General features: G+C 62.5%; 9 protein-coding genes. 5 read left to right on the top strand and 4 right to left on the bottom strand.

Going from position 1 to position 6199, the window contains the following annotated elements; genetic code table 11:
• On the bottom strand, nt 1-430 hold a 430-nt coding region (locus BG842_RS26745), incomplete at its 3' end, for an amino acid-binding protein (RefSeq protein WP_069453161.1).
• A gap of 90 nt (nt 431-520) precedes the next feature.
• On the opposite strand from BG842_RS26745, the gene BG842_RS26740 reads away from it, so the two are divergent.
• Nucleotides 521-1093 carry a putative glycolipid-binding domain-containing protein gene (locus BG842_RS26740; protein WP_069453160.1) on the top strand — a complete coding sequence of 191 codons (573 nt, stop codon included), beginning with the start codon at nt 521-523 and terminating at the stop codon, nt 1091-1093.
• Here BG842_RS26740 and hisB read toward each other — a convergent pair whose 3' ends face one another.
• The gene (gene hisB / locus BG842_RS26735) at nt 1094-1681 is read right to left on the bottom strand and encodes an imidazoleglycerol-phosphate dehydratase HisB (protein WP_069453159.1); all 588 of its coding nucleotides are present in this window, start codon (nt 1679-1681) and stop codon (nt 1094-1096) included.
• A gap of 98 nt (nt 1682-1779) precedes the next feature.
• Here hisB and BG842_RS30470 point away from each other — a divergent pair, with 98 nt between their 5' ends.
• On the top strand, nt 1780-1959 hold the full coding sequence (locus BG842_RS30470; RefSeq protein WP_175424308.1) for a hypothetical protein: 180 nt from the start codon (nt 1780-1782) through the stop codon (nt 1957-1959).
• Here BG842_RS30470 and hisA read toward each other — a convergent pair.
• The gene (gene hisA, locus BG842_RS26730) at nt 1956-2678 is read right to left on the bottom strand and encodes a 1-(5-phosphoribosyl)-5-[(5-phosphoribosylamino)methylideneamino]imidazole-4-carboxamide isomerase (RefSeq protein WP_069453158.1); all 723 of its coding nucleotides are present in this window, start codon (nt 2676-2678) and stop codon (nt 1956-1958) included. The two genes, BG842_RS30470 and hisA, sit on opposite strands and share 4 nt — an antisense overlap.
• A 75-nt stretch (nt 2679-2753) precedes the next feature.
• On the opposite strand from hisA, the gene BG842_RS26725 reads away from it, so the two are divergent.
• Nucleotides 2754-3941, top strand: coding sequence for an inorganic phosphate transporter (locus tag BG842_RS26725; RefSeq protein WP_069453157.1), 1188 nt, complete (start codon nt 2754-2756; stop codon nt 3939-3941).
• Nucleotides 3942-4041: 100 nt separating this feature from the next.
• Entirely contained in the window at nt 4042-4431 is a 390-nt protein-coding gene (gene fer / locus BG842_RS26720) for a ferredoxin Fer (protein ID WP_069449260.1), read from the top strand.
• Nucleotides 4432-4512: 81 nt separating this feature from the next.
• Here the strand turns inward: fer and BG842_RS26715 are convergent, their stop codons facing one another.
• Nucleotides 4513-5103, bottom strand: coding sequence for a DUF3238 domain-containing protein (locus tag BG842_RS26715; RefSeq protein WP_069453156.1), 591 nt, complete (start codon nt 5101-5103; stop codon nt 4513-4515).
• A 104-nt stretch (nt 5104-5207) separates the two neighbouring features.
• On the opposite strand from BG842_RS26715, the gene BG842_RS26710 reads away from it, so the two are divergent.
• On the top strand, nt 5208-6191 hold the full coding sequence (locus BG842_RS26710; RefSeq protein ID WP_175424311.1) for a prepilin peptidase: 984 nt from the start codon (nt 5208-5210) through the stop codon (nt 6189-6191).
• Nucleotides 6192-6199 lie beyond the last annotated feature (8 nt).

Raw genomic sequence — 6199 nt, 5'->3', positions numbered from 1 at the left:
CCGTGACGAGGTAGAGTCGCGGGTCGTCGGTGAACTCCGGGTCCTCGCTGATGGTTTGACGGATGGAGATGTCGTTGTCCGCCAGCAGTGTCGTGACGGTCGCCACGATGCCCGGAACGTCCGCGTCCCGCACTTCGACGGTCAGAACGGACAGGTCGAGGACGGGGGCCAAATCCATCAGGCTCGGAATCGAGGAGATGTTCTGGAAGATGCGACGCAGTTCCTCGTCCTTCAGAATCGCGTCCGTAGTCGAATCGACCACCCGCCGGTCCACGCCGATTTCGCGGGCGATCTGCGTGTTGGGAATCTCGATGCTCCCGGAGACGACGCGTCCCTCGTCACTCACCGAGAACCCGCGTTCGAGGAGGAGTCTGATGACCTGTTGTTGGCTCGGACTGCCCTCGAACTTCTGCATGATTCTGTCGAACATCCTTGTCGGATAGACGTGCCCGACGGTTTAGTCCTGTTGGGGTTCGGTCGAGGCAGGAGGGTTCATCACGCCGCACGCCGACCCAAAGCCATGGAACGACACGTCGTTTGGGAACCAGTGGGGGCAGTCGGAACCGAGCACCTCACGGTCGAGTTCGAAGAGGAACTCAGCGCCGACGGAACGGTGGTCGGAATCTCGGAAAACGAAGGGACAGCAGCGCCGTTCCGGGTTCGCTATCGCGTGGCGTGTGACGGAGCAGGGGCGGTTCGGCGGGTCGAAATCGACCCACTCGGCGTCGGTAACGGAATAAAACTCGAACACGACGGGGACGGCAACTGGACGGAAAACGGGGTTCCCGCGGCAGACCTCGCGGGATGTCGAGACGTGGATATCTCGGTCACGCCGTTCACGAACACGGTTCCGATTCGCCGACTCGATTTGGCGTCCGGGGAGACGGCGAGGATTTCCGTCGTGTACCTCGACGTCCCCGCGATGACGACGACGGCGGTCGAACAGCGATACACCTGCCTCGAACCACTGGATTCCGACGGTGGAGTGTTCCGATACGAGAGTTTGGAAAGCGGATTTACCGCGGACCTCCCCGTCGATTCCGACGGCGTGGTACTGGACTATCCGGGCGTGTTTCGGCGGGCGTATCCGTAACTACAGACTCTCTTTCGTACTCGCCACGTCGCTCCTCCGGTCGTCGATTCGCGTCGCGTCGTCCAGCGCCCGCGCGGTGGCCTTGAACAGCGCCTCGATTTCGTGGTGGGCGTTCTCCCCGACCACGCCCGCGTGAAGCGTCAGTCCGGCGTTCATCGCCAGCGAGCGGAGGAAGTGTTTCGCCATGTGGCTGGTCATGTCGCCGACGCGCTCCTGTGAGAACTCGCCGTCGAAGCGGAAGAGGGGGCGGCCGCTCACGTCCACCACGATGTCGCCGACGGCTTCGTCCAGCGGGACCTTTCGGTCGGCGAAGCGGTGAATGGCCCGGCGGTCGCCGAGGGCCTCGTCGAACGCCTCGCCGAGGGTGATGGCCACGTCCTCGACGGAGTGGTGGTCGTCGATGTGCAGGTCGCCGTCGGCCCTGACAGTTAGGTCGAACAGGCCGTGGCGGGCGAAGCTGTCCAGCATGTGGTCGAAAAAGCCGATTCCCGTCTCGACGGTGGACTCGCCGTCGCCGTCCACGTCGAGCGTTACCTCGATGGTCGTCTCCGCCGTCTCGCGCGTCACGGCGGCGGTGCGGTCGCTCATATCGGGATAATTCGGCCGAAGCTACAAGGTGGTTCCGTTCGGGAATCTAGACAGGTGTCTGACGCAGTTATATTTACATTGAGCTCTAAAGAGAACATGTGTTAAAACGAGATATGCTCAGCGTCCTGTTGGTCGCCATCGGGGTCCTCCTCTCCGGGACGGTGCCCGGTCTCGTCATCGGCGCCCCCATGGCCGCTTTCGGGGCCTACGCCATCGTAGACCCCCGACTCGGCGATACGCCGGACGTGCTCGGTCACCTCGCCGGACAGACCCGCTAATCGAGCGCGTCCACTGCCTCCGATAGCGAGAACGCGCCCTGATAGAGCGCACTCCCGACGACCACGGCGCTCGCGCCCGCATCGCGGAGCGTCCGAATGTCGTCCACGGACGCGACACCACCGCTCGCCACGACCGGTATTTCGACTGCCTCGGCGACTCGCCGAACAGGACCCGTCTGAACGCCCTCCATCCGACCCTCCACGTCGACGTCGGTGAACAGGATAGCGCCAGCGCTGAGTTCCTCGTATCTGGTCGCGGCCTCGGCCGGGTCGAGTCCGGTCGATTCCGTCCACCCCGAGACGAGAACTTCCCCGTCTTTGGCGTCGAGACTCACCATAACCGAGCCGGGGTATTCCTCGCTGATTTCAGCGACGATATCCGGATTTTCTATCGCGGCGGTACCGAGGATAACGCGGTCGACGCCGCGCGACAGGAGGTCGGTGGCATCCGTGGCGGTGCGAATGCCGCCGCCGAGTTGCACCTCGACATCGACCGCACCCAAAATCGATTCGACGGCGGCCGCGTTCTTTCGCTCGCCGTCGAACGCGCCGTCCAGATCGACGAGATGGAGGGTTTCCGCGCCGCCCTCGACCCATTTTTCCGCGGCGTCCACGGGGTCGCCGTAGGTCGTTTCCGTGCCTTTCTCGCCCTGAACGAGTTGAACGACTTCGCCATCCTGCATATCCACCGCCGGGACGACTTCGAACGTCGGGAACATACTCTACTTTAGGCGGGGTGGTGTCTAAACCCAACGAGTCGGTACCATTTAAGACGTTCAGACGAATGTACGTGTATGGTCGCGATTTTACTCCTCGTCGGTCTGGCCGTGGCGATGTTTGTCGGTTTTAATATCGGCGGTTCTTCGACCGGCGTCGCGTTCGGTCCCGCAGTCGGGAGTAACACCGTCTCCAAACTCGGTGCGGCCGGGTTGATGACGGCCTTTGCGCTCCTCGGCGGGTGGACGGTCGGTCGGAACGTCATCAAAACGATGGGTGGGGAGATCGTCCCGAGTTCGCAGTTCACGCTCGCCGCCAGCGTCGGCGTCCTCTTTTTCGTCGGGTTAGCGCTGCTCATATCGAACCTGTTCGGCGTGCCCGCCTCCACCTCGATGACGGCCGTCGGCGCAATCGCGGGACTCGGAGTGGCAACGGGAACCCTCGATGAGGCGGTCATGTTTCGAATCGTCTCGGCGTGGCTCCTCGCGCCCATCACCGCCTTCTGGATTTGTGCCGTCGTCGGACGGTATCTCTACCCGTATCTCGACGTGTGGTTCCATCTCGAACAGTCGGAAGGGCCGCTGTTCGAATTCAATCGCGTCGGTTCGGTACCGTACCCGACCGTCTCCGCGAACGCGTCGGCGAAGGAAGTCTTGGTCACCATTCTCGTCGTCGGAATCGGCTGTTACATGGCCTTCTCGGCAGGTGCGTCGAACGTCGCCAACGCGGTCGCGCCGCTCGTCGGAAGCGACGTGATTACGGGAAGCGAAGGCGTCCTGCTCGCGGGCGTCGCTATCGCACTCGGGGCGTTCACCATCGCCCGCCGAACGCTCGATACCGTCGGAAACGACCTGACGGACCTGCCCCTGTTGGCGGCGCTCATCGTCGAGGTCGTCAGCGCGAGTCTCATCACGTTCCTCTCCGCGCTCGGCATCCCCGCCAGTCTCGCGGTGAGTGCGACGATGTGCATCGTCGGACTCGGCTGGGGACGGGCGACGCGAACCGTTCGAATCTCCGATGCGGCCGCCGCCGCGGTCCGCGGCGACGACGGAAAAAAGCACTCGGAAATGGCGGTTAACGTCCTCCCGGAGGAGCAAGAGGAAGTGGCGAAAATCGGTGAGGAAGAGCCACAGACCTTGAAAGCGAGGGACCTGTTCGACCCGTCCACGACCGGCCGCGTCATCGTCCTCTGGATTCTGACGCCCTCTATCTCCGCCGTCGCGTCGTATCTCCTGTTCGCCTTCGTCCCGCTTTCACCCGCCTGACGACGTTAATCTCGGTCAGCAGGCCAAATCGTTCCCGATTTATCACTATAGGCGGACGAAACAACAACTACTAACCATCCCCCGGACGAAACACCGAGTGATGCCTACCGTAGAATACCTCAACTACGAAGTGCTGGACGACCAGGGCTGGGATATGGACGACGACGACCTGTTCGAGAAGGCCGAAGACGCCGGTCTCGACAGCGAAGACTACGGCTCGCTCGACGTCAACGAAGGCGAATACATCCTCGAGTCCGCCGAGGCACAGGGCTACGACTGGCCCTTCTCGTGCCGCGCGGGTGCCTGTGCGAACTGCGCCGCCATCGTCAAAGAAGGCGAAATCGACATGGACATGCAGCAGATCCTCAGCGACGAGGAAGTGGAAGACAAGAACGTCCGCCTCACCTGCATCGGTAGCGCGGCGACGGACGAGGTTAGAATCGTCTACAACGCCAAGCACCTCGACTACCTGCAGAACCGCGTTATATAAGCGAATCTGGGGTTTTAGGGGTTTTCCACACGCCGAAAAGCGGCGCGTTCGCCGACTAATCCTCGTGGAATTGCCAGTCGCTCAGAGGCGTCGCTCGAACTCGTAGTCCATCGGCCCGGCCAACGCGAGCGGTTCGTCGCCGGTTTCGCGGAAGTCGTGACGGTACAGCGGCCGGAAGTCACCGAAATCCGTCTGGACGTAGAACTCGAAACACGGGAACCCGTCGTGGCGGCCATGGATATCCACCGCTCCGTCGCGCCACACGGTGGCTTCGAGGTGGTAGTCAACCGGGTCCGCGTGCGACGACAGCGGATTGCTCGCGCTCGCGTGCATGTCGAACTCGACGTATTCGTCGTGCCAAAGCGGGTCGGTACAGACGATGCCGTCACACGATGCCTTGCCACGACGAAGGTTCACGGTTCCGTCGGGATGCGTGGTTCGTTCGACTGACGTACCTGTGTCAGCGTAGGAGACGAGACTGTCGTCCGTGAAATCGACGACCGCTTCCTGTTCGACCCGACAGCGACCGGTGTTCACGGCGTGGGGCGTAAACTCGCGGTCGTCGCCCTTGTATTCGAGCGTTCCATCGCCGTCGCTGGGACGCGAAATCCACGCCGACGGGATGAAGGTAGCGCCTCGTATCTTCACGAGGGCGACTGCCTGCGTACTCATATCTTCTGTGAACACATAGGGTCAAAATAAAATTTATGTAAAACTTCCAATTTCCATCACATATATCGCAACAGCTAAAACATCTCACCGAGGGCTACCGTTTGGTGCATACTTCGATTCCCGACCTCCTCCGACTGCTTGCCCTGCCCGTCTTCGGATGGGCCGCGTGGCGTGACGTGAAGACTCGGCGAGTGCCTAACAAGACGTGGTATCCGCTGGCGGCGCTCGCCGTCGTTCTGCTCGTTTGGGACGGCGTGACAGCGATGGGGGCACCGCCGCTGCAACGCAAGTTGTTCCTCTTTCACGTCGCGGTGAGTCTCGGGTTCGTCGCGCCGCTCGTCATCGCCTTCTGGTGGTTCCGGGCGTTCGGCGGCGCGGACGCGAAGGCGTTTCTCGTCATCGCTCTCCTGTTCCCGTCCTATCCGACCTATCACCTCGAGGAGTGGGCATTGCCGATGCAGGGTACCGTTCTGGGGGTGTTCTCGCTGACGATTCTGACCAACACGGTCCTGCTCGGTGCGCTCTATCCCGCCACGCTGTTGGTTCGGAACCTCCTCGCCGGGCGGATTTCGTCGGTGATGTTCGTCGGCCGAGTCATCGACTGGGACGCGGTTCCGTCGGCCCACGGGCGACTGCTCGAAACTCCCGACGGGGTGACCCGCAACGGCGTGGATTTGGACGCGCTTCGGATGTATTTCCGGTGGCGAGGGACGACACTGGCCGAACTTCGAGCGCGGGCAACCGACCTCCGCGACCCGGAGAGCCTGCCCGAAGCGCCGAACCCGCCGACGGACGGGATGGTGACGGACGGCGGAGCGGTCGTCGAACAACGGTCGGCGACGGAATCGACGGGGTACGAGGACCCGTGGGGGGCCGCACAGTTCCTCGACAGCATCGACCACGGTGCCTACGGGACGACGCCGACACAGCTCCGCGAGGGACTGGACGTGCTGGTGACGAAAGACGAAGTGTGGGTGTCGCCGGGAATTCCGTTTATCGTTCCGATGTTCCTCGGGATGCTCATCGCGGTCGGGTACGGCGACCTGCTGTCGGGGGCGCTGTCGGTCCTCGGACTGGCGACCATCTGATTGTCACG

The sequence above is a fragment of the Haladaptatus sp. W1 genome (genome assembly GCF_001723155.1).
Taxonomy (GTDB): Archaea; Halobacteriota; Halobacteria; order Halobacteriales; family Haladaptataceae; genus Haladaptatus; species Haladaptatus paucihalophilus.
This window is presented reverse-complemented; position numbering and strand designations above follow the sequence as displayed.

Coding starts and splice junctions, on each gene's coding strand:
- BG842_RS26740 (WP_069453160.1), top strand. CDS start 521: ATGGAACGACACGTCGTTTGGGAACCAGTGGGGGCAGTCGGAACCGAG.
- hisB (WP_069453159.1), bottom strand. CDS start 1,681: ATGAGCGACCGCACCGCCGCCGTGACGCGCGAGACGGCGGAGACGACC.
- hisA (WP_069453158.1), bottom strand. CDS start 2,678: ATGTTCCCGACGTTCGAAGTCGTCCCGGCGGTGGATATGCAGGATGGC.
- BG842_RS26725 (WP_069453157.1), top strand. CDS start 2,754: ATGGTCGCGATTTTACTCCTCGTCGGTCTGGCCGTGGCGATGTTTGTC.
- fer (WP_069449260.1), top strand. CDS start 4,042: ATGCCTACCGTAGAATACCTCAACTACGAAGTGCTGGACGACCAGGGC.
- BG842_RS26715 (WP_069453156.1), bottom strand. CDS start 5,103: ATGAGTACGCAGGCAGTCGCCCTCGTGAAGATACGAGGCGCTACCTTC.